General features: G+C 69.9%; 19 protein-coding genes. 9 read left to right on the top strand and 10 right to left on the bottom strand.

Features of this window, described 5'->3' with window-relative positions:
- The first annotated feature begins 116 nt into the window (after positions 1-116).
- On the top strand, positions 117-1,589 hold the full coding sequence (locus AC1C2U_RS08680; protein WP_495361338.1) for a rhamnulokinase: 1,473 nt from the start codon (positions 117-119) through the stop codon (positions 1,587-1,589).
- A gap of 73 nt (positions 1,590-1,662) precedes the next feature.
- On the opposite strand, the gene AC1C2U_RS08685 is transcribed toward AC1C2U_RS08680, so the two are convergent.
- Both AC1C2U_RS08685 and AC1C2U_RS08690 read right to left on the bottom strand, forming a co-directional pair.
- Entirely contained in the window at positions 1,663-2,148 is a 486-nt protein-coding gene (locus AC1C2U_RS08685) for a pyridoxamine 5'-phosphate oxidase family protein (protein WP_495361339.1), read from the bottom strand.
- A gap of 161 nt (positions 2,149-2,309) precedes the next feature.
- A complete protein-coding gene (locus AC1C2U_RS08690; RefSeq protein ID WP_495361340.1) occupies positions 2,310-2,885 on the bottom strand; it encodes a hypothetical protein in 576 nt (191 codons plus the stop codon).
- Between the two features lie 124 nt (positions 2,886-3,009).
- Between AC1C2U_RS08690 and AC1C2U_RS08695 the strand changes: the two genes are divergently transcribed.
- Together AC1C2U_RS08695 and AC1C2U_RS08700 are read left to right on the top strand one after the other, a co-directional pair.
- The gene (locus AC1C2U_RS08695) at positions 3,010-3,936 is read left to right on the top strand and encodes a 2-hydroxyacid dehydrogenase (RefSeq protein WP_495361341.1); all 927 of its coding nucleotides are present in this window, start codon (positions 3,010-3,012) and stop codon (positions 3,934-3,936) included.
- A 140-nt stretch (positions 3,937-4,076) separates the two neighbouring features.
- Complete coding sequence (locus AC1C2U_RS08700; RefSeq protein ID WP_495361342.1) at positions 4,077-5,060, top strand: serine hydrolase domain-containing protein; 984 nt, start codon at positions 4,077-4,079, stop codon at positions 5,058-5,060.
- A gap of 223 nt (positions 5,061-5,283) precedes the next feature.
- Here the strand turns inward: AC1C2U_RS08700 and AC1C2U_RS08705 are convergent, their stop codons facing one another.
- On the bottom strand, positions 5,284-5,769 hold the full coding sequence (locus tag AC1C2U_RS08705) for a DUF1707 SHOCT-like domain-containing protein (protein WP_495361343.1): 486 nt from the start codon (positions 5,767-5,769) through the stop codon (positions 5,284-5,286).
- Between the two features lie 174 nt (positions 5,770-5,943).
- Between AC1C2U_RS08705 and AC1C2U_RS08710 the strand changes: the two genes are divergently transcribed.
- The 5 genes from AC1C2U_RS08710 (at position 5,944) to AC1C2U_RS08730 (ending at position 11,958) form a co-directional block, all read left to right on the top strand.
- Entirely contained in the window at positions 5,944-7,077 is a 1,134-nt protein-coding gene (locus tag AC1C2U_RS08710) for an NYN domain-containing protein (RefSeq protein WP_495361344.1), read from the top strand.
- A 98-nt stretch (positions 7,078-7,175) separates the two neighbouring features.
- Positions 7,176-8,210: an NAD(P)-dependent alcohol dehydrogenase gene (locus tag AC1C2U_RS08715; protein WP_495361345.1), complete on the top strand. Its 1,035-nt coding sequence runs from the start codon at positions 7,176-7,178 to the stop codon at positions 8,208-8,210.
- Between the two features lie 97 nt (positions 8,211-8,307).
- On the top strand, positions 8,308-9,144 hold the full coding sequence (locus tag AC1C2U_RS08720) for a FadR/GntR family transcriptional regulator (protein WP_495361346.1): 837 nt from the start codon (positions 8,308-8,310) through the stop codon (positions 9,142-9,144).
- Between the two features lie 50 nt (positions 9,145-9,194).
- The gene (locus AC1C2U_RS08725; protein WP_495361347.1) at positions 9,195-10,556 is read left to right on the top strand and encodes an alpha-hydroxy acid oxidase; all 1,362 of its coding nucleotides are present in this window, start codon (positions 9,195-9,197) and stop codon (positions 10,554-10,556) included.
- Positions 10,557-10,788: 232 nt separating this feature from the next.
- Positions 10,789-11,958: a calcium:cation antiporter gene (locus AC1C2U_RS08730; protein WP_495361348.1), complete on the top strand. Its 1,170-nt coding sequence runs from the start codon at positions 10,789-10,791 to the stop codon at positions 11,956-11,958.
- 7 nt (positions 11,959-11,965) lie between these two features.
- Here AC1C2U_RS08730 and AC1C2U_RS08735 read toward each other — a convergent pair whose 3' ends face one another.
- The 5 genes from AC1C2U_RS08735 to AC1C2U_RS08755 are packed head-to-tail and all read right to left on the bottom strand — an operon-like array spanning position 11,966 to position 14,315.
- Positions 11,966-12,895: a transglutaminase-like domain-containing protein gene (locus tag AC1C2U_RS08735; protein WP_495361349.1), complete on the bottom strand. Its 930-nt coding sequence runs from the start codon at positions 12,893-12,895 to the stop codon at positions 11,966-11,968.
- A gap of 33 nt (positions 12,896-12,928) precedes the next feature.
- Positions 12,929-13,312: a methyltransferase family protein gene (locus AC1C2U_RS08740; protein WP_495361966.1), complete on the bottom strand. Its 384-nt coding sequence runs from the start codon at positions 13,310-13,312 to the stop codon at positions 12,929-12,931.
- Between the two features lie 18 nt (positions 13,313-13,330).
- Entirely contained in the window at positions 13,331-13,480 is a 150-nt protein-coding gene (locus AC1C2U_RS08745; protein WP_495361350.1) for a hypothetical protein, read from the bottom strand.
- 10 nt (positions 13,481-13,490) lie between these two features.
- Positions 13,491-13,964: a hypothetical protein gene (locus tag AC1C2U_RS08750; RefSeq protein ID WP_495361351.1), complete on the bottom strand. Its 474-nt coding sequence runs from the start codon at positions 13,962-13,964 to the stop codon at positions 13,491-13,493.
- Between the two features lie 3 nt (positions 13,965-13,967).
- Complete coding sequence (locus AC1C2U_RS08755) at positions 13,968-14,315, bottom strand: hypothetical protein (protein WP_495361352.1); 348 nt, start codon at positions 14,313-14,315, stop codon at positions 13,968-13,970.
- Positions 14,316-14,386: 71 nt separating this feature from the next.
- On the opposite strand from AC1C2U_RS08755, the gene AC1C2U_RS08760 reads away from it, so the two are divergent.
- Positions 14,387-15,058 (top strand): TetR/AcrR family transcriptional regulator, encoded by a 672-nt coding sequence (locus tag AC1C2U_RS08760; protein WP_495361353.1) that lies wholly within the window; start codon positions 14,387-14,389, stop codon positions 15,056-15,058.
- An 88-nt stretch (positions 15,059-15,146) separates the two neighbouring features.
- Here AC1C2U_RS08760 and AC1C2U_RS08765 read toward each other — a convergent pair whose 3' ends face one another.
- Together AC1C2U_RS08765 and AC1C2U_RS08770 are read right to left on the bottom strand one after the other, a co-directional pair.
- Positions 15,147-17,489 (bottom strand): glycoside hydrolase family 3 C-terminal domain-containing protein, encoded by a 2,343-nt coding sequence (locus AC1C2U_RS08765; RefSeq protein ID WP_495361354.1) that lies wholly within the window; start codon positions 17,487-17,489, stop codon positions 15,147-15,149.
- Positions 17,490-17,684: 195 nt separating this feature from the next.
- Positions 17,685-18,959: an MFS transporter gene (locus AC1C2U_RS08770; protein WP_495361355.1), complete on the bottom strand. Its 1,275-nt coding sequence runs from the start codon at positions 18,957-18,959 to the stop codon at positions 17,685-17,687.
- Positions 18,960-19,038: the final 79 nt, after the last annotated feature.

Genomic DNA, 19,038 nt, shown 5'->3' on the forward strand with positions numbered 1-19,038 from the left:
CGAGTAGCGAGCGCCGGCGAGCGCATCGAGATCTCGCACGGCGTCTCGATGCGCGCTCTCCGCTCCCTGAGCCGGTCGAAGGGTCGTCGGGCTCTACTCGGCGAACGGAGCTCGAGGTGAGCGGGGCCCACGGCACCGTCGCGGCAGTCGACCTCGGGGCGACGAGCGGGCGCGTCGTACTCGGCCACGTCGACGGGCGCGGCGCCGGGTCACTCGAGATCCGCCAGGTCGCACGATTCGCGAACGAGCCCGTGCGGCTCGCCTCCGGCCTGCACTGGGATTTCGCGGGGCTCTACCGCAGCATCACCACCGGACTCGCGCAGGCGCTCCGCGAGGAGCCCGAGGTCGCGTCGATCGGCGTCGACTCGTGGGCCGTCGACTACGCGCTGCTGCGCGGCAACCGCATGCTCGGCGAGCCGTTCCACTACCGCGACGAACGCGCCGCCGCCGGGGTCGAAGCGGTACACGCCATCGCGCCGTTCGACGAGCTCTACCGTCGCAACGGACTGCAGTTCCTGCCGTTCAACACGCTGTACCAGCTCGCCGCCGAGCAGCTCGCAGAACGCGACAGCAACGACGGTGCCTCCAAGAGCTGGCTCGGCTTCGCCGATTCACTCCTCCTCGTGCCCGACCTGGTCGGGTTCCAGCTCACCGGCGCGCGCCTGTCCGAACGAACGAACGCCTCGACCACGGGACTCGTCGGCGTCGAATCGGGCGAGTGGGACGACGAACTCATCGAGCGGCTCGGGCTCCCGGCATCCGTCTTCGCCCCCCTCATCAGCCCAGGCGAATCTTTCGGCCCGCTGCGCGCCTCCGTCGCCGCCGAGCTCGGAATCGGCTCGCGGCATCCGCTCGAGGTCATCGCCGTCGGTTCGCACGACACGGCCTCGGCCGTCGTCGCCGTGCCGATGCGGCCCGAGTCGGCCGCGTACATCTCGTGCGGCACGTGGGGGCTCGTCGGCGTCGAGGTCGAACGCCCGGTGCTGACGGATGCCGCGCGCGACGCGAACTTCACGAACGAGGGCGGTGTCGACGGCCGGGTGCGATTCCTGCACAACGTCATGGGCCTCTGGCTGCTGTCGGAGTCGGTGCGTTGGTGGGAGCGGGACGGCGAACGAATCGACCTGCCCGAGCTACTGGCGGCCGCGGCATCCGTCACCGCGCCCGTTGCCGTGTTCGACGTCGACGACCCCCGATTCCTGGCACCCGGCGACCTGCCCGGCCGCATCGCCGAGTGGTGCGGCGAGCAGGGCGTCGCCGCACCGGCGTCGCGAGCGGAGTTCGCCCGTTCGATCGTCGAGAGCCTCGCCGAGGCGTTCGCCCTGGCCGTGCGCGACGCCTCGATCCTTTCGGGCGTCGACGTCGAGACGATCCACGTGGTGGGCGGTGGGGCGCTCAACGAGCTGCTCTGCCAGCGCACCGCCGACCGCGCCGGACTGCCGGTGTTCGCCGGCCCCGTCGAGGCGACGGCGATCGGCAATGTGCTCGTGCAGGCGCGGGCGCAGGGCTTCGCGAGCGGCGATCTCGAAGCGCTCCGTGCACTCGTCGCTGCGGCGTTCGCGCCGCGACGCTATACACCCTCGATCTAGAACGCCAAGGGCCGCTCGGTGGGCTGGATCTGGTCGTGGCTCGCGCTGTCGGCCGGACTCGTCGTGATGATGCTCACCTTCGCGCCGAAGCTGTTCGGCCGCGTGCGAGCTCGGTGTCGCGCATGCCTTGCAGCGAGACGCCCACGCCGTAGGTGACGAAGTCGCCGATCGGGCGGACACCGATCGCGATGATTGCGCCGCGTTCACCGTCGCTCAGATCGAGGCCGTGGAGGAGCACCTGTTTCGCGTCGCCCGGCATCTCGTCGGCGGGGATGATCTCGGCGACTCCCGCGAATGTAATCGAAGCGGCCGGGATCTTCACCCACGGCACGAACGGGATGCGCTTCGGGATGGGCACCGTCACCGAGACACCGGGGTTGGCCGCGATGTGGCGCGCCTTGAACTCGCGCTCGTTCGTCGTGAACCAGAGCACGCCGTCAGCGACGACGTGCATGACGCCCGCGGTGCGCGCCTCGCCCTTCGCCGACACCATGCCGACGACCATGAAGTTCACGCTCTCGATCGCCTTCCAGACGTCGGCGTTCGTGATGTCGACCATGTCAGTCTCCTCTCGCTTCGCATTGTCTAGGTCTAGCTTTGTTCGGTTCGACCGTACGCCACGCGACGTGACCACTGCTCGACCGCGCGTCTCGCAGCGCTCGACGGGCTGCGCGCGCATGCGCAGGCGTTCGCGCCGCGACGGTACGAGCTCGCGCCGTGTCACGCCTCGTGCGCCACGAGCTCCAGACCGACGACGATCGCACCCAGCGCCACGAGCGCCATCAGTGCCAGCAGCTGCGCCCACCACGTAAGCATCGTGCGGTGCACCGCGGCGAGGCCGACGAGGGCCAGCGTGCCGAGGTAGACGATCGTCGATGTCGTCAAGGCCGCCTCGAGGTGTATCCATCCGGGCCAACTGAGCAGCAGCAAGACGATCGGCACGAAGGCCGAGGCGAGGGCGCCACCCGCGACGCGGAACATCCGTCGGAGCTCCTCGCCGTTCGGGAATACCCCGTGCGCCGCGCTGTGCGCGATGATGTCGGCGACGAGGCCGGCGACGGTGATGCCGAGCACGCCGACGGCGAGGGAGAACGTCGCGGACTGCGGCGTCGGATCGTGACCGCGCAGCACGAGGACGATCGCGAGACCGGTGAACGTGGCGTAGACCCGCTCCTTCAGTTCATCGGCGAGCATCTCGCGCGGCTGACGCCGCCGCCATGCCCGGTGACGATCCCGGCCGGTGCGCGATCGTCCGCCCTGCTCGCCGTCGGTTCCCGAGGATTCTTCGTTCACCATGAGGGCAAAGCTAGCAGGCGGACCCACCGGCGGCACTTCGGCATCGACACGATGGTGCGCGCGTACGCCGCGTACGCCTCGTACGCCGCGAGCGGCACGCGCTCCGCTCTGAAATGATTGATCCATGACCGACGCTCCGCTGCTCGTCTCCGTTCCCGGCTCCACGTTGCGCGAGGCCCTCGGCGCTCCGCCCGTCGGCACCGAGGTCGTGCTGTGGGATATGTCGGGGCCCGCACCGGCTGACCGCATCGACCTCGTCGTACCGCCGTACATGGGTGCCGCCGCACGCCTCGGCGCGCTCGACGGCGTCACGACCCGGCTCGTGCAGTCGCAGTCGATCGGCTATGACGATGTGCCGGCAGCGCTGCCGCCCGGGCACGTCTTCGCGAACGCCGCGAGCGTGCACGAGACCTCGACCGCCGAGCTGACGCTCGCCCTCGTGCTCGCGTCGCAGCGCGGCATCCCCGACTTCGTGCGCGCTGCCGCCGAAGGGCGGTGGGCGCCCGCTCGTCACGCGAGCCTCGCCGATCGCCGGGTGCTGCTCATCGGCTACGGCGGAGTCGGTCGCGCGATCGAGGCACGGCTCGCACCGTTCGAGGTCTCGATCACGCGGGTCGCGAGTCGCGCCCGCTCCGACGAGCAGGGCTTCCTCCACGGCATCGACGAGCTGTCGAACCTGCTGCCGAACGCCGAGATCGTCATCATCGGCGTGCCCCTCACAGACTCCACGACCGGCCTCGTCGACGCAGCCTTCCTCGCGGCGCTGCCCGACGGCGCGCTCGTCGTGAACATCGCGCGCGGCAAGGTCGCCGACACCGGGGCGATCCTCGCCGAGGCCGAACGCGGCCGGCTCCGCTTCGCCCTCGACGTCACCGAGCCCGAACCGCTGCCGGCGGGGCATCCGCTCTTCGCGCTGCCGAACGTGCTCGTCAGCCCGCACGTGGGCGGCGCGTCGACCGCGATGCTGCCGCGCATGGCTCGGCTCCTGCGTGAGCAGATCGAGCGGATGCTTCGCGGCGAGGCTCCCCTGAACGTCGTGTATCGCAGCTGACCGCCCGCCCCCGCCCCCTTCGACAGGCTCAGGGAGCAACGCCCCCGCTCCCTTCGCTCGTCGAAGCGATCATCACACCACCCGCCCCGCCCCTTCGACAGGCTCAGGGAGCAACACCACCCGCCCCGAGAGAGGACCCCATGCCCACCTTCGACCACGCCTTCGACTGGGTACGACGGGGCATCGCCGACGGGGCACTGCCGACGGGGGTGCTCGGTATTGCCACGAGCGCCGGCGTCGTCGCGATCGACGCGTTCGGCACCGAACGGGGGCGCGCGACATCCTTCGACGACCACTACCCGCTCTTCTCGGTGACCAAGCCGCTCGTCGGCCTCGCCGCCCTGCGGCTCATCGAGCAAGGGCGGCTCACGCCCGACACTCCCCTCAGCAACGCCGTGCCCGAGTTCGGGGTCGACCGCGACGACGTCGTGCGGCTTCGACACCTCGTCAGCCACAGTTCGGGCATCGTCGAACCGCCGATGGACACGCCCGGCCTGCGCTCGTTGCTGCTCACGCCCGGGCGCGACTTCACCGCCGGCACCGCCACGCGCTATTCGACCATCGGCTTCGAGGGGGTCGCGGCCCTCATCGAGCACGCGGGCGGCGCGTCGTGGTTCGACGCCGTCACCGCGGTCGCGGCACGGGCGGGCACCGACGGCTTCACCCTCGACGCCGGCTCGTCGCAGCACGAGATCATCGAGGCATCCGCTCAGGGTCTCGACTACGAGCGCTTCGCCGGCCTCGACCACCCCGGAGCCGGACTGTTCGGGCGTGCCGCCGACCTGCTCGCCGTCGGCAGCGCCCTGCTGCGCAACGACGGCGCGCTCGTCGCACCCGTCACCGTCGAGGCGATGCTGCGGCCCCTGACGACGGGCATGACGAAGCTCGAGCCCTACCGGGCCGAGCGCGGCCAGGACTGGGGTTTCGCGTGGAACCTGCGCAACAACGCGCCCGGCCTGCTCGCGCGCGACAGCTACGGCCACGGCGGCTGGGCCGGGTGCGAGTTCTGGATCACCCCCTCGCGCGACGTGTGCTTCGTGCTGCTCACGAACATCGCCGGCGGGTTCGGCCGGCTCGGCCTCGACGGCGACGAGCTGCACAACGCGGTCGCGGCAGCAGCCTGAGCGGCCGCCCTCCATCGCTCGTCACCTTCACAAGAGTGCGGTACTCACCCGCACCCCCATCCGAGAGTGCAGTCCTCGCCCACCAAACGGCAACAACCGAACTCTCGACACCGACGACCCGAAGCGGATGCCCCTATTCCCGGGTGTTGCGCGCGATGACGGCCGGGCGCAGCAGACTGCGGTGCCGCAGCCCGGTGCCGCAGCCCGGTGCCGCAGCCCCGGGTCAGTTGCGCCGACGGTACTCGGATCCCGGACCGTAGATGACGATGCCGGCGACCGGGACCAGGGCGAACCAGATCCACGACCAGGCGTAGCTTCCGAAGTGACCGGTGAGGAAGAACAGGCCGAGCGCGAGGAACGGAACGAGCGCCATGACGGTCGCGCCGATCGCGCCACCGAGCGGTTGCGGCCCCTTGCGCTCGGGCGGTTCGGGCGTGAAGGCCGGTGCCCCCGTGACGGGCGTGGTGAAGTCAGCGGCGGGCGGCGGGGCGAGCGGCGTCGTGGCACGCAATTCGGCCGGCAGGTCGGTGAAGAGCGCGGCGAGGTCACCACGCGTCACTGCGGCGCGCGCGGCCGCGGAGCGTTCCTCATACTCTGCCGGCGAAAAGCGGCCCTCGGCGTGCGCCTCGGCGAGTCGTGCCACGGCGGCGTCACGCTCGGCGTTGCTCAGCCGCAGATCGGGACGGTCGGGGTGCGCGTAGTCGGTCATCCCCCAACTGTGGCGTATGCGGCACCGCGCTCTCTACCCCGGGCGCGGGTGTCTGCCTCGGCGCCGTCGGAACGAGCATGTGCGGCGAGAGGGAACGGACTCAGGCTCTCCCACCGCGCAGGCGTCCACCCACGTACTCGGGCTCTGCACACGTGTGAGGCATAGGGTCGAGGCATGGCCACTTCGGCAGAACCACGCGTAGCCCTGTACTTCGACTTCGACAACATCGTGATCTCGCGCTACGACCAGCTGCACGGCGACAGCGCGTATCGCAAAGACACCTCTCGCGGCAAGGCGCCCGCCGCGGGAACGCAAACGGCCAAGAAGCTCGCCGAAGCCACCGTCGACATCGACGCCGTGCTCGACTTCGCCGCCACCTTCGGCACGATCGCCATCGCGCGCGCCTATGCCGACTGGTCGACACCGATCAACGCGAGCTATCGCGGCCAGCTCATCGACCGCGCGGTCGACCTCGTGCAGCTGTTCCCCCTGTCGGCGACGAAGAACGGCGCCGACATCCGGCTCGCCGTCGATGCGGTGGAAGACATGTTCCGCATCGACGACCTCTCGCACATCGTCATCGTCGCGGGCGACTCCGACTACGTGGCGCTCGCGCAGAAGGCCAAGCGACTCGGTCGCTACGTCGTCGGCATCGGAGTTGCGGGCGGCACGAGCCGAGCGCTCACCGCCGCGTGCGACGAGTACGCCGACTACGACACACTGCTCGCGACCGATGCAGCGGTCGGCGACGACGAAGCAGCCGAGGTGGCTCAGGAGGCGCCCGCACCCGCGACCGCCCCCACGAGCAGCCGCCGTACGCGAGCGAAGGCCGCTCCCGAAGCCGCAGCCGACGTCGAGCCGGCGGTCGAGGCCCAGCCGGAGGCCGCTCCCGCTCCCGCCCGTCGCCGTCGTGCGACGACGAAGTCGGTCGCGGAGGCCGCAGACGGCGCCCCCGTCGAAGCGCCCGAGGCGGCGGAGCCGCCGGCGAAGCGCGCTTCGGCGCGCGCGCTGCAGTTCGTCGCGCCGACCGACCCCGCACCGGCCGCGGCCGACGACATCGACGCCGGAAGTCCCCGGAACCCGGGTCGCCTGCTCCTGAAGGCACTCGAACTCCTGCATGCCAAGAACGACGAGGAATGGCAGTCGTCGAGCACGGTGAAGAACCAGATGATGCGCATGGACCCGAGCTTCCAGGAACGCCGGCTCGGCTTCGCCTCGTTCACCGAGTTCCTGAAGTCCCGCGGCGGCGTGGTCGAGCTCGACGAGACGGGCCAGGGCCGGGTGCGCATCAGGCCGAAGAAGGACTGACTGGCGCCAACTGCTCGCTCGGTGGCACTGTTCAGGCTCGGGGGCCAGACTGGAATGGTCCGGCGTCCTAGACGCCGGCCTCGATTGGGGAGGGTGCCATGAAAGCGGTGCAGTATCGGACCATCGGCGGATCGCCGGAGGTCGTCGAGATCGACGTACCGGAACCCGGGCCGGGAGAAGTGCGGCTGAAGGTGACCGCCGCGGGCGCCTGTCACTCCGACAGCTTCGTGATGAGCCTCACCGAGGAGCAGTACATCTACGGCCTGCCGCTTACGCTCGGCCACGAGGGCGCCGGCATCGTCGACAAGCTCGGCGACGGCGTCACTGGCGTCGCGATCGGCGATTCCGTCGCCGTCTACGGGCCCCAGGGATGCGGCCGCTGCTACGAGTGCGCCCAGGGCAAGGAGAACTACTGCGAGCGCGCGGCCGAGCTCGGCATCGCGCCTCCCGGCCTCGGTGCACCCGGGGCGATGGCCGAGTACATGATCGTGCGCAGCGACCGGCACCTGCTGCCGCTCGGCGACCTCGATCCCGTGCGGAACGTCGCGCTCACCGACGCCGGCCTCACGCCGTATCACGCGATCAAGATGTCGCTGTCGAAGCTCGTGCCGGGCACGACGGCAGTCGTCATCGGCGCCGGTGGCCTCGGCCACGTCGCGATCCAGATCCTGCGTGCGATCACGCCGTCGACGGTCGTCGCACTCGACCTCGGCGAGGAGAAGCTCGCCCTCGCCCGCGAGGTGGGCGCTCACCACGCCTTCGCCTCCGATGCGGATGCCGCGGAACGGATCCGCGAGGTCACCGGCGGGCGCCCCGTGACGGCGGTGTTCGACTTCGTCGCCATCCAGCCGACGATCGACCTCGGCCGAAGCGTCGCCGGAGTCGAGAGCGACCAGGTGATCGTCGGCGTCGGCACCGGTGTGCTGCCGGTCGGCATGCTCGGCGCACCGTACGACTCGACGGTTCGCGCGCCATACTGGGGGTCGCGCGCCGAGCTCTTCGAGGTGTTCGACCTCGCCCGCGCCGGCCTCGTGACGGTCGAGACTGAGGTGTTCCCGATCGACGAGGCGCCGGAGGCCTATCGTCGCCTGCACGACGGCACGCTACGCGGCCGGGCGATCATCGTGCCGTAGCCGCCACGGCGAACCGCGAGCCCGTCGCGCACCGCCTGTGGTCTGACCACACGTGCTACTGTGGTCAGACCACAGGAACGCGGAGGGGACGATCGGCATGGGCGCTGAGACATCCGACACCCCGCGAGCCTGGCGCACCGTGCTCGAGCACATCGAGACCCAGCTGCTCGAGGGCACCCTCCGGCCCGGCGACCGCCTGCCCGGCGAGCGCGCGCTCTCTGCCGAGCTCGGCGTCGGCCGTTCGAGCGTGCGCGAGGCATTGCGCGTGCTCGAGGTGCTCGGGCTGATCCGCACCGCGGCCGGATCGGGCCCGAACTCGGGCGCCATCATCATCGCGACGCCCGGCGGCGGCATGTCGGCCCTCATGCGACTGCAGGTCGCGGCGAGCGGGTTCCCCGTCGCCGACATCGTGCGCACCCGGCTCATCCTCGAGACCTCGGTTGCCGGCGACCTCGCCGAGGCCGGCCAAGCCGCGACTGACGCGACGACCGGGCCTGCTCGGGCAGACGCTCCCGACCTCGCCCCGGCCGAGCTCCTGCTCGATGCGATGGACTCCCCCGACCTCGCACCCACCGAGTTCCTCGCGCTCGACGCCGCCTTCCACCTGGCGCTCGCTGAGGCATCCGGCAATCAGGTCATCACCGCGACGATGGCGGGCCTCCGCAGCGGCATCGAGGGTTACGCCCTCGAGGGGCTCGCCGCGATCGCAGACTGGCACGCGACATCCGCTCGCCTGCGCACCGAACACCGCGGCATCGTCGAGGCGATAAGGGCAGCGGATGCCCCGGCCGCACGCACGCGCACCCACGACCACATCTCGGGCTACTACGCCGAGACGTTCATGCCCGGTGGCTCGATCGTTGCCACGAGGCCCATCGACCCCATCGACCCGTCTCCAATGCCGAGCACCGCCGGCGTCACCTGGCGTGAGTGACGGATCGAGCACCCCTACCGCCCGTCCTTCGAACGAAAGAGCACAGCACCATGGTCCAGCGCCAGTTCCCGAACCCCAAAGAGCTCGCCGAGCTCATGCGCTTCAAGGCGCCCACGCTCAACGCGAAGCAGCGTCGACTCGACAAGGCGCTCACGATCGCCGACCTGCGCGACATCGCGAAGCGCCGTACGCCGAAGGCGCCGTTCGACTACACCGAGGGCGCCGCCGAGGGCGAGATCTCGCTCAAGCGCGCCCGTCAGGCGTTCGAGGACATCGAGTTCCACCCCGCGATCCTCCGGAACGTGCCCGTGGTCGACATGAGCCGCGAGGTGCTCGGCGGCCCGACCGCCCTGCCGTTCGGCATCGCCCCCACGGGCTTCACCCGCATGATGCAGACCGAGGGTGAGACCGCCGGTGCAGGCGCAGCGGGCGCAGCGGGCATCCCGTTCACCCTGTCGACGATGGGTACGACGTCGATCGAAGACGTGAAGGCCGCCAACCCCACGGGCCGCAACTGGTTCCAGCTCTACGTGATGCGCGATCGCGAGAAGTCGTACGAGCTCGTGCGCCGCGCTGCCGCCGCGGGCTTCGACACCCTCTTCTTCACCGTCGACACGCCCGTCGCCGGCGCACGCCTGCGCGATGTGCGCAACGGCTTCTCGATTCCGCCGCAGCTCACGCCGTCGACCGTCGTCAACGCGATCCCGCGGCCCGAGTGGTGGATCAACTTCCTCACCACCCCGAAGCTCGAGTTCGCCTCGCTCTCGACGACCGGCGGCACCGTCGGCGAGCTCATCGACGGCATGTTCGACCCGACGATCTCGTTCGACGACCTCACCACGATCCGCGACATGTGGCCCGGCAAGATCGTCGTCAAGGGCGTGCAGACCGTGCAAGACGCGAAGATCCTCGCGGGCAAGGGCGTCGACGGCATCGTGCTCTCCAACCACGGCGGGCGCCAGCTCGACCGCGCGCCGATCCCCTTCCACCTGCTGCCGCACGTCGTGCGCGAAGTCGGCTCCGACCTGGAGGTGCACCTCGACACCGGCATCATGTCGGGCGCCGACATCGTGGCATCCGTCGCCCTCGGCGCACGCTTCACACTCATCGGCCGCGCCTACCTCTACGGCCTCATGGCAGGCGGTCGCGAGGGCGTCGACAAGACGATCTCGATCCTGTCGACCCAGATCGCACGCACGATGAAGCTGCTCGAGGTGTCGACGCTCGACGAGCTCGGCCCGCAGCACGTCACGCAGCTCTCGCGCTTCACGGCCCTGCCGAAGCCGATGACGGATGCCGCGGAGCAGGCCGTCGCTGCGAAGCCGAAGACGGTACGCGTCCCGCGTGCGGCCGGGTCGGCCGCGAAGCCGGCGACGAAGTCGGCGGCGGGCCGCACCTCAGTCAAGAAGTAGCTCGCGCGAGCCGCCAGAAGGTCACGACCCCGGCCTCACACCTCGATGGCGCCGCCGCGCAACTGCGCGGAATCCCGGTGCAGGCCCCAGATGATCATGCTGCCCAGGTGCGTGACGGGAAGCGTTCCGCCTCGCTCATCTGCCCTGCGATACCATGAGCGGCACGGCGTGACAACAACGCAGCGGATGGGACGACCTGTTCGTTCGGTCAGCACGAGGACGGCCTCGCGAAATGGCTCAACCGGTGTTCTCCTCTCCGACACGATCGATCTTCACACCTACCGCTTTCGTGCGGCTCGGCATCGGCTGGGGCGCAGTGTTCGCACTGATGCTCGCCGGGCCACTGCTCGAGCCACCCGTGCCTGCATGGCTCCTGGTGACTGCACTCGTGTTCATCGTCGGCGTCATTCTGGTCTGTGCCTTCGGGGTCGTCCACGAGGCCGAGCATCTCGCCCACCGACTCGGTGATCCATACGGCTCCTTGGTTCTCACGCTCTCGATCGTGCTGATCGAGGTCGTGCTCATTTCAGCCGTCATGCTCGGCCCCGGCGAGCACACCACCATCGCACGAGACTCGGTGATGGCGGTTTCGATGATCATCCTCAACGCGGTCATCGGTCTCTCGCTGCTCGTCGGGGCGATCAAGCATGGCAATCTGGGCCACAACCGCACCGGGACATCCTCGTACCTGGCCCTGCTGGTCGTGCTCACCTCGCTGGCCTTCGCCCTCCCTGACCTGATCGGGAGCAACGGCTCCTACACGCCGGGGCAGGCGATCCCCATCATCGTGCTGACCCTCGCCCTCTATGCGTTCTTCCTCTTCCGCCAGATCGGCAGCCAGGCCGACGACTTCCGGGAAGTCGATCCTCGTCTCACGGCCGGCCAGGTCTCAGGTCGCGGCGCCACCGAGCAGAACCGCCGCAGCGTCAGGCAGGTCATCGCCGAGCATCGTTCCGAGGTTCTGGTGAGGATCGCGTTGCTCGTCGCGACGGTCCTGCCCATCGTGCTGCTCTCCCACGACATGGCCACGCTCCTCGACGACGGCCTCGAGCGCGTCGGTGCACCGGTGGCGCTTTCCGGCATTCTGATCGCCATGATCGTCTTCTTGCCCGAGTCGATCACATCGGTGCGCGCAGCACTGCGCGGTGAGATCCAGCGAGTCAGCAATCTCTGTCACGGCGCTCTGGTCTCCACGCTCGGCCTGACCATTCCCGCCGTCCTCGCCATCGGTGCTCTCACGGGTCAGGTCGTCGTACTGGGCGAGTCTCCCACCAACCTCGTGCTCCTCGGCGTCACGTTGATGCTGTCGGTGACAACGCTCGCCTCCAAGAAGGTGACGGCGATGCACGGCGCAGCCCATCTCGTGGTCTTCGCGGCGTACGGCATCGCCGTCTTCTCCTGAGCGGTCCTCAAGGGGATGCGGTACGGAGGGTCACGCGACGAGTGGAGCCGTCGAACGGGGAATGATTCGTCACGACGTCGGGCACCGCATATCGCGGATCCGCGGCGAGCGCCTGCAGTTCGTCGGGCGTGACCGCCGGGTCGGCGAGCCGGGCGGCGAGTCGATCGAGGTCCGCGGTGAGCGCGGCATCCGGCACCTCGTCGACGAAGCCGTCGAGCACGCCCCAGGTCTCCCACAGCAGCGCCTCGTGACCGGCGAGGGAGACGAGATCGAGCACCAGGTTGTGCGCGAGGTACTGCCAGGAGCGCAGCGCGGGCAGCTCGAGTTCGGGCATCACGACGCACAGCTCGGGATCGAGCCGTCCGGCGCGCGCGGCGATCCAGGCCGGGCCACCGGTGAGGAAGCGATCGCGCGGCACGTCGAGCAGCTCGAGCGGTGCCCCCGTCTCCGGGTCGACGTACCCCTCGGGCATCTGCGGTTCGATGAGGCGCCAGCGCGCAGCATCCGTGTCCCACACCTCGGCGATGACGTGGTCGAGCCACCAGCCGTCGATGAGGTAGCCGGCGAACCCCACCCGTGAGCGCGCGGGAATGCCGGCGCGGCGGGCGAGCGAGACGAACAGCAGCGTGAAGTCGCGGCAGCAGCCGAGGATGCGCTCGGTCGGCCGGCGCGGTGCGTCGAGCGTGCCGGGCTTCAGTTCGGCGAGCCGCGCGAACTGCTCCTCGGCGTAACGCAGGTCGATCTCACCGAGCCGGTCGGCGGCGAAGCCGTGCTCGGTCGGGTCGCCGCTCGCGCGGTAATGGAACACGAGCCCCGAGACGAGACGGCGAAGCTCGGCGAGGTCGCTCGGCGGCTCGCCGATCCACTCGGCCATGCGACCGGGGTCGCTGCAGACGGTCTGGGCGCGGGAGATGTCGAGGTCGGCGACGGATTGCATGCCTCAGGTCTACACGGGTACCCCAGAAGCACGTCAACTGCGAGCATCGGCCGATGCATCGGTTCGCGAGCCGCGCGGCCACGCCGACCACCGAACGTAGCGCGGCACCCGGGCGCGGTAGGCAGCGAACCCGGCACCGAACGCGTGGTCGAGGGTGTGCTCCTCGGCGAGCACGCCAAGGTGCTCGGCGAGGGTCGCAGCAGGCAGGGTGGCCGCGACCCAGGCGGAGCCGCGGAACACGCCCGTGCCGAGGTGGATGAGCCACCATCCGACGTACATCGGGTGTCGACTGAGCGCATACGGACCGGACGTGACGAGCGACTGCGGCCGGTCGAGTCGGAACGCTTCACCGGAGCGTCGGCGACGCTCGGCCAGCGCCCATGCGTTCACCCCGACGCCCGCGACGATCGCGACCAGCCCGGCCGAGCGATACGCTCACCGAGGGCCCGGGATCGCGACCCGGTGCAGCTTGTCGAGCGCGCCGACCACCACGATGCCGATCGAATGCCCCGGCGGCAGCGGGAGGTTCGCCGACAGGTCGGCGAGCATGCGGACGACCGAGTGACGCGTCGATGCCGAGCACATGGCAGCGACGCTACGCCCCGCGCTTCAGGTCGGCGCTTCGCCTCTGGTCGGTCGGCGTCGGGGTCGTCGCCTTCCCCGTGCGCTTCGCGGCGGTCTTGGTCATATTCTGCGCCTGCTTGGCCTGCTTGCGACGTCGCTTGAACGTCTTCGCCCTGGCCTTGGCCCGCTCGTCGAGGTCGGCGTCACTGCCCGGCATCGCTCGCGCCGTGCGCCCCCCGCTGCTCGGACCGACCCGGAGCGAAGCTCGCTCGAGTCTCGCCGCGGCACGGCCCGCACGACGTGCCGCCCTGCGCGGTGCGACCTTGCGTTCGGACTCGGCCGCCTTCCGGGTGGCCCGTGCCTCGGCGACCATCCCCTCGAGCCTCGTTCGAAACGCCCCCTTCGGAAGCTCCTTCGCCAGCTTTCGGGCCTCGGACTCGGCCCGCTTCATCTGCCCGATGGCGCGCTTGGCCTCGGCGCGCTCTGCTCGGGTGGTGGCGGCCACGGCTCAGCCCTCGTCGATCAGGTCGAGGAGTTTCTTCGCGGCGGCACGGATCTCATCGTGATCGTGCTGGCCGGCGCGGCTCTCGAGCGAGATCACGGCGCACCGGTGCACCTTTCGGAAGTCTCCGTACGGAAAGGAGTACGCCTCCTTCGTCTCCTCGTTCGCGTCGTCGTCGATGCCGAGGTGCCAGTGCCGGAATTCGGTCCACCCCTCGCGATCGATGAATGCGTTCTCCTCGTTCGCGGTCGGTGCGTCCTCGCTCCAGGCGTCGCGTTCGTCGCGTACCACGTCGCCGTCGTGCACGAGCGAACGCGCGTGCCGGAGCGCCGTCTCGTTGAGCCGAATCGCCATCGGTGAACTCCTCTCCTCCCCGGCCGCAGCGGTGACGCGGCCGGCGCACCTCCCGGTTTACGTGACCGCGGATGCCCCGGCAAGGGGTTGCGGATCGCGCCGGGTCGAGTCAGTACCCGCATCCGCGGCCCGCTGCCCCGTCAGGACGACGGCCGAACGTACTCCGAGACCACGACGCCCGAGCCGAATGCAGTGGTCGTGATCTCCTCGAACGGCTGCGGGCGATACCCGGCGACGGTGCCAGGGGGCTCACGCACCGCGCGGTCGACGCCGCGGCCGGCGTTCCGGCCGGCACGACCTCCAACTACTTCCGCAGCCGCGACGCGCTCATCGCCGGCCTCGTCACTCGCATCGGCGAGCGGCTCGCGCCGACCCCGGCCGACCTCGATCAGCGCACGGGCGCGCCGCCGACCCGTGCGCTCTTCGCCGAGTACCTGCACGACATCGTGCGTCGCCTCACCGAGAACCGTGAGGTCACGCTCGCGCTGTTCGAGCTCCGGCTCGAGGCTGCACGTCGGCCCGAGATCGCCGAGATGCTCGCATCCTGGCAACACGCGGGCTTCGAAGCCGACGTCGAGTTCAACCGCGCCGCCGGTCTCCCGGGGGGTGCACACGAGATCGCGCTCTTCCACTACGCGATCGATGGGTTGCTCTTCGACCGACTGACCTCCCCTCTCGACCCCGGGACGCCGACCGCCGAGATCGTCGACGCCCTCGTCGCGAGGCTGCTGCCCGGCGCCTGAGGTCGAGCCGGTCGAGCCCCACCACGACGACGGCGGATGCCGCGAGCCACCACGACCCGCGACATCCGCCGCTCGACTCTCGCCTGACTCAGCCGGCCGCGTTCGCCACCGCGAGCAACTGCTCGATCTGCTCGCGGCCGACCGGCATGCCGGGGAACGACGCGAGGCGCCCGATCGGGAACGACGCCATCATCTTGAACATCGACGGGTCGGCCATGAGGGCTCCCGCCGCACCACCGTCACCCTCGTCGCCGCCCGCACCTGAGGCGAACGCCTGCTGCACGATGGGTCCGGCCACGGGGTGAGCCATCAGCTCGCCGATCGACGACTCCAGAGTGAGCGGCACGCGCGCCGCATCGCCCTCGACGGCGACCGAGACGCCCGAGCGGATGTCGCGGCTCGACGCCCCGACCTCGACGCGGTAGTCGCCGCTCTCGACGAGCCAGCGGTCGACGCGGATGTCCCAGTACGCGAGATCCTCACGGCGCACGTGCACCTCGACCTCACGAGACTCGCCCGCTGCGAGCGCGACCTTCGCGAAGCCCTTGAGCTCGCGCGGTGCGCGCACGACGGCCGAACCCGGCAGCGAGGTGTACACCTGCACGACCTCTGCGCCGTCGCGATCACCGGTGTTCGTCACGGTCACGCGCACCGTGAAGCCTTCGGCAGTCGCGGTCACCGAGGCATCCGAGTACCCGAAGCTCGTGTACGACAGCCCGTGGCCGAACGGATACGAGACCTCGAGCTCGCGGGCGTCGTACCAGCGGTAGCCCACGAACAGGCCCTCGCCGTACCGCACGTGGCCGTGCTCGCCCGGGAAGTCGAGAGAGGCGGGGCTGTCTGCGAGCCGCACGGGGATCGTCTCGGCGAGACGGCCCGAGGGGTTCACGACGCCGTAGAGCACGTCGGCGACCGCGCCGCCGCCGGCCTGGCCGAGCAGCCAGCCCTCGACGATCGCGGGTACCCGCTCGGCGAGCCCTGCGAGGCGCACGACGCCACCGTTGGAGAGCACGACGACGGTGCGCGGGTTCGCGGCGACGACCGCGTCGGCGAGCGCGAGCTGCGCCGCAGGCAGCTCGATGTCGTCGCGGTCGAAGCCCTCCGACTCCTGTGCGGCGGGCACGCCGAGGAAGAGCAGCACGGTGTCGGCAGCGGATGCCGCGGCCACCGCTTCGGCGGTGAGCACATCGGATGCTTCGCCGTCGTCGCCATACCCGGCCGCGAACGGCACCTCGTCACCCTCGCCCGCGCCTCCGGCGAGCGCGCGGATCTCGTCGAGCGCGTTGTCGAGCCTCGTGGGGTTGATGAGCGAGGAGCCGGCGCCCTGGTACCGCGGGGTGCGGGCGAGTTCGCCGATCACCGCGACGGATGCACCTGCATCGAGCGGCAGCACAGCATCGTCGTTCTTCAGCAGCACGATCGACGCACCGGCGACCTCGCGGGCGAGCGCGTGGTGGGCGTCGACGTCGTACCCCTCCTCGCTCCCTGAGCCCGCGCCGCCCTGAGCTTGTCGAAGGGTCGAAGGGCGCCGGCCGGCGACCGCCTTCTGCACGAGCTCGACCGCTCGCTGCGCAGCGAGGTCGAGCACCGACTCGGCGAGCGATCCGCTCTTCACCGCCGCGACGAGTTCGGCGTCGGTTCGCCCTTGCGAAGCAGGCATCTCGAGATCGAGACCGGCGGCCACACCCGTGACGCGATCGTTCACCGCGCCCCAGTCGGAGACGACGAGACCCTCGAAGCCCCAGTCGTCGCGCAGCACCGAGTTCAGCAGCCACGGGTCTTCTGAGGTGTACACACCGTTCAGGCGGTTGTACGAGCACATGACCGTCCACGGCTGCTCGCCCTCGACGACGCGCTGGAAGCCGCGAAGGTAGATCTCGCGCAGCGGCCGCGGGTCGATGTCGGCCGACACGCGCATGCGGTCGGTCTCCTGGTTGTTGGCGGCGAAGTGCTTGAGCGAAGCGCCGACGCCCTGCGACTGCAGGCCGCGCACGAGCGCCGAACCGAGCACACCCGAGACGATCGGGTCTTCCGAGAGGTACTCGAAGTTGCGACCGCAGAGCGGCGAGCGCTTGATGTTGATGCCGGGCCCGAGCAGCACGCCGACGCCCTCGGCCTTCGCTTCCTCGCCGAGGGCGATGCCGACGCGTTCGAGCAGGCCGGGGTCGAACGACGAGCCGAGCGCGACGGCCGGCGGGAAGCACGTGGCCGGCACGCTGTCGCCGATGCCGAGGTGGTCGCTGCCCTCGCGCTGCTTGCGCACGCCGTGCGGGCCGTCGGTGAGCATGATCGACGGCAGGCCGACGCGATCGATGGACTTCGTCGTCCAGAAGTCGGCGCCGCTCGTGAGCGAGGCCTTCTCCTCGAGCGTCAGCGAGGCGACGAGGTCGGCTGCCGATGCAACGGCCTCGGTGTTCAGTGAGTCGGTCATGATGCTCCTTCGTGTACCGGTGATTCGATCCTCCGCCGGAAGAGGGGTTTGCGAAAGTCCTTCGCGATGAACGTCGAGAACGCCCACCAGAGTACGAGCGTCGCGGATGCCCCGGGCCCGCCTGCGACGGGCGCGATCATGCCCGCCGGGGCGGGTGCGGGGCGACCCCTTCGACGGACTCGGGGAGCACCGCCATCACTTCACCGCCTTGATCGGCCAGACCGCGCACGCACCGAGGATTGCCAGCAGGACGCCGACCGGGAAGAGTGCCGCGTAGCCGCCGAATGCCAGCACGATGGCACCGCCGACGGCGGGCGCGAGGGTCTGCGGCAGGGTCGCCGCGATGTTCACGACGCCGAGGTCCTTGCCGAACGACTCCTTCGAGGGCAGCACTTCGCTCATGAGCGCCTGGTCGACCGACTGGAACATGCCGAAGCCGAGGCCCGCGATGACGGTGAAGATGAGCCAGCCCGTGTACGTCGGCATCAGGAGCGGCACGAGCATCGCGAGCCCGACGAATACCGACGACGCGAAGATGAACACCTTGCGACGCCCGAGCTTGTCGGAGAGCGGTCCCCCGACGAGCATTGCGGCGATCATGCCGACGAGTCCCAGCAGGCCGAAGATCGGGATGGACGCCGTCGCGCCCTCATCTCCGAGGCCGATGTAGTCGGCGAGGATGAAGAACTGGAAGCCGGTCACCGAGAAGTAGCCGGTGTAGAGCAGCAGACGGCCGGTGAATGCCCAGAAGAAGTCGGGGTGCTTGACGGGGTTCACCCAGAACGTGTGCAGGAACGCCGTGAACGAGAACGGCGGGTTCTGCTGTTCGCGGCTCGAGTGATCGGGGTTGAAGACGACGAAGAGCACCGTGACGATGAGCGCGAGACCGGCGAGGAGCAGGTAGGCCGTTGGGATGTTCGAGCTCAGCGCGGAGCCGGCGACCTGGCCACCGAGCGCGCCGATCATGGCGCCCATGCCGGCGAGCGCGGCGAACGTGCCACGAGCGGCGCGGGGCACGCGATCGGGCAGGATCGCGCTGAGCGGACCCTGGGTGAAGTTGTAGGCGATCTGCACGATGGTCCACGCGATGGCGATCTGCACGAGGCCGTTGGCGAGTGCCATGCCGACGAGCGCGAGTCCGCCGATGAGCACGCCGGCGACCATCCATGGCGCACGACGACCGAACTTCGAGCGCGTGCGATCCGAGATCATGCCCGCGAGCGGCTGCGCGATCATGGCGGCGAAGGCGCCGATCGTCGTGATGATGGCGAGGTTCGCGACCTTGTTGTCGGGGTCGATGCCGGTGACTTGCAGCGGCAGGAGCACGGCGGGGATGGCTCCCCAGAGGATGAAGATCCCGAAGTTCGCCGGAATGATCCAGCCGAGCAGCCGCTTGACTGTACCGGTCACGAGCGGTCGGGGTTCGTCCGTGCCATCGGGTTCGACGGTGGGCGCGGGGGCAGACGCCATTGTCATGAGTGGTCCTTTCGAGGCCTCGACGGTGAGGCAGTGGCAAAACTGTACATCGCTCGGTTTTCATTCGCAAGAA

It is taken from the genome of Agromyces sp. Y575, from assembly GCF_059445445.1.

Bases quoted from the DNA above. Each gene is read 5' to 3' on its own strand.
- AC1C2U_RS08705 (WP_495361343.1), bottom strand. From the start codon at position 5,769: ATGACCGACTACGCGCACCCCGACCGTCCCGATCTGCGGCTGAGCAAC.
- AC1C2U_RS08710 (WP_495361344.1), top strand. From the start codon at position 5,944: ATGGCCACTTCGGCAGAACCACGCGTAGCCCTGTACTTCGACTTCGAC.
- AC1C2U_RS08685 (WP_495361339.1), bottom strand. From the start codon at position 2,148: ATGGTCGACATCACGAACGCCGACGTCTGGAAGGCGATCGAGAGCGTG.
- AC1C2U_RS08745 (WP_495361350.1), bottom strand. From the start codon at position 13,480: ATGTGCTCGGCATCGACGCGTCACTCGGTCGTCCGCATGCTCGCCGAC.
- AC1C2U_RS08730 (WP_495361348.1), top strand. From the start codon at position 10,789: ATGGCTCAACCGGTGTTCTCCTCTCCGACACGATCGATCTTCACACCT.
- AC1C2U_RS08715 (WP_495361345.1), top strand. From the start codon at position 7,176: ATGAAAGCGGTGCAGTATCGGACCATCGGCGGATCGCCGGAGGTCGTC.
- AC1C2U_RS08700 (WP_495361342.1), top strand. From the start codon at position 4,077: ATGCCCACCTTCGACCACGCCTTCGACTGGGTACGACGGGGCATCGCC.
- AC1C2U_RS08695 (WP_495361341.1), top strand. From the start codon at position 3,010: ATGACCGACGCTCCGCTGCTCGTCTCCGTTCCCGGCTCCACGTTGCGC.
- AC1C2U_RS08765 (WP_495361354.1), bottom strand. From the start codon at position 17,489: ATGACCGACTCACTGAACACCGAGGCCGTTGCATCGGCAGCCGACCTC.
- AC1C2U_RS08755 (WP_495361352.1), bottom strand. From the start codon at position 14,315: ATGGCGATTCGGCTCAACGAGACGGCGCTCCGGCACGCGCGTTCGCTC.
- AC1C2U_RS08725 (WP_495361347.1), top strand. From the start codon at position 9,195: ATGGTCCAGCGCCAGTTCCCGAACCCCAAAGAGCTCGCCGAGCTCATG.
- AC1C2U_RS08720 (WP_495361346.1), top strand. From the start codon at position 8,308: ATGGGCGCTGAGACATCCGACACCCCGCGAGCCTGGCGCACCGTGCTC.
- AC1C2U_RS08760 (WP_495361353.1), top strand. From the start codon at position 14,387: ATGCCCCGGCAAGGGGTTGCGGATCGCGCCGGGTCGAGTCAGTACCCG.
- AC1C2U_RS08770 (WP_495361355.1), bottom strand. From the start codon at position 18,959: ATGGCGTCTGCCCCCGCGCCCACCGTCGAACCCGATGGCACGGACGAA.
- AC1C2U_RS08690 (WP_495361340.1), bottom strand. From the start codon at position 2,885: ATGGTGAACGAAGAATCCTCGGGAACCGACGGCGAGCAGGGCGGACGA.
- AC1C2U_RS08735 (WP_495361349.1), bottom strand. From the start codon at position 12,895: ATGCAATCCGTCGCCGACCTCGACATCTCCCGCGCCCAGACCGTCTGC.